This is a genomic window from Candidatus Accumulibacter aalborgensis, assembly GCF_900089955.1.
GTDB classification, from domain to species: Bacteria; Pseudomonadota; Gammaproteobacteria; order Burkholderiales; family Rhodocyclaceae; genus Accumulibacter; species Accumulibacter aalborgensis.
This window is the reverse complement of the sequence record NZ_FLQX01000032.1, coordinates 1-1,975: the sequence shown is the minus strand read 5'-3', so window position 1 is coordinate 1,975 and position 1,975 is coordinate 1. Positions and strand designations below refer to the sequence as shown.

At 64.1% G+C, this 1,975-nt stretch carries 1 protein-coding gene and 1 pseudogene; both read left to right on the top strand.

Annotated features, from left to right (window positions below; translation table 11 throughout):
* Positions 1 to 103 precede the first annotated feature (103 nt).
* Positions 104 to 1,717 carry an IS66 family transposase gene (locus ACCAA_RS02975; RefSeq protein ID WP_245754407.1) on the top strand — a complete coding sequence of 538 codons (1,614 nt, stop codon included), beginning with the start codon at positions 104 to 106 and terminating at the stop codon, positions 1,715 to 1,717.
* A gap of 28 nt (positions 1,718 to 1,745) precedes the next feature.
* A pseudogene (locus ACCAA_RS02970) lies at positions 1,746 to 1,975 on the top strand (DUF4338 domain-containing protein); the annotation flags it as partial.

The following is a 1,975-nucleotide window of genomic DNA, read 5'->3' as shown; positions in this document are numbered from 1 at the left end:
GTAACTTCTCAAAAAGCGCGGGCATGACCGTTCGCTGAATCTGGGATTCTTGCTTGCAGGTTGTGCTGGACACAGCGCGCGAAGCGTGGTTCAATCTGCAGGCATGAGCACGGAGATCCCTCAGAAACTTCCCGGTATCCCTGATATCCCGGCCGACGAGATGACGCCGGCGGTCGTGCTCCTGTTGGAACTTTGTCATTGGCAGCGGGAACAGATTCAGGCGCTGCGCGATGAGGTGGCGCGACTGAAGGGCCAGAAGCCGAAACCGGCGATCAAGCCCTCTGCGCTGGAAGGCGAGCGGAGCGAGACGAAGAAGGCGCGCCTGCCGAAGCGCCGTGGCAAGCGCCACAAGACGGCAAAGCTTGAGATCCACGAGTCGGTCAAGCGGCAGCCTGCGGAGGATATTCCGCAGAACAGTCGCTTCAAGGGCTACCAGGATTTCGTGGTGCAGGAGCTCCGGATCGGTGTGCACAATACCCGGTATCGGCTGGAGCGTTGGGTCACCCCCGAGGGAATGAGCTTGATCGGGCAGTTGCCGGCCGAGATCGGCGGGGTGCACTTCGGCCCGCAGCTCCGCGCTTTCATCCTGTACCAGTACCACCATGCGCATGTGACGCAGCCGCTCTTGCTTGAGCAACTGCGGGAGTGGCAGATCGACATCTCGGCCGGGCAGCTCAGCGCGTTGATCACCGACGGCCATAGCGAGTTTCATCGCGAGAAAGACGCGTTGCTGGAAGCAGGACTGCAACGCAGCCGGTACGTTCATGTGGACGATACGGGAGCGCGCCATCAGGGCAAGAATGGGTACTGTACGCATATCGGCAACGAGCGCTTCGCCTGGTTCGCGAGCACCGACAGCAAGAGCCGGATCAATTTCCTGGAATTGCTCCGTGCCGGGCACGATGCCTACACCCTGAATCAGGCCGCGCTGGCCTACATGGCTGAGCACAAGCTGCCCTGCGCTCAACTCCAGGCACTCACCGCCCTGGCACCGGCGGCCTGGACGGGTCAAGCCGCCTGGCAGGCGGTGTTGGCTCAGCAGGGCATCACTGATCCGCGCCATGTCCGCACGGTCACCGAAGGCGCGTTGCTCGGTACCGTCGTCGAGCAGGGCGTCGCCCCCGATCTGGCGATCGTCAGCGATGACGCCGGGCAGTTCGATGTGCTGATCCACGCCCTGTGCTGGATCCATGCCGAACGGGTGCTGGCCAAACTGCTCGGCTTCAACGATGCGCAACGCCAGGCGCTGGCCTCGACGCGCAGCGAGCTGTGGGCGATCTACGATGCGCTCAAGGCGTATAAAGAAGTGCCTGATGCGCTCACCGCAGCCGCGATCGAAGCCCGCTTCGAGAAGCTTTGTGCCACCCGGACGGGTTATGCCAGCCTCGATCGCGCCCTGAAACGAATGCGCCGCAACCGGGCGGAGTTGCTGCGCGTGCTGCAACGTCCCGAGCTCCCCCTGCACAACAACCTCAGCGAGTCGGATATCCGCGACTACGTCAAGAAGCGCAAGATCAGCGGCTCCACCCGTAGCCCGTCCGGCCGCCGCTGCCGCGACACCTTCGCCAGCCTCAAGAAGACCTGTCGCAAGAACGGGCTGCCCTTCTGGCAATACCTGAAGGACCGCGTCTTCGGCTGGCATCGCATTCCTCCGCTGGCCCAGTGGATCTTCGAGACCCCCCCGACGGCCGCGACCGTTCCCTTACGTGACCCCTGAAGCGACCCCCGCGCGCTATTGCGGGCGCTTGTTCAGCACCGCGGAGCTCGACCAGATGCGGCAGCTGATCGCGGCCCACCCGGCCGCCTCGCGAGCCCAGTTGTCCCGCCTCGTTTGTGCCGAGCTTGGCTGGTGCCGGGAGGACGGGCGGCTCAAGGAGATGAGCTGCCGCGTAGCGATGCTGCGCATGCAGACCGATGGCTTGCTGCAACTGCCCCCGCCGCGCAACGGCAATCACAACGGAAAGCCCTGGCACCG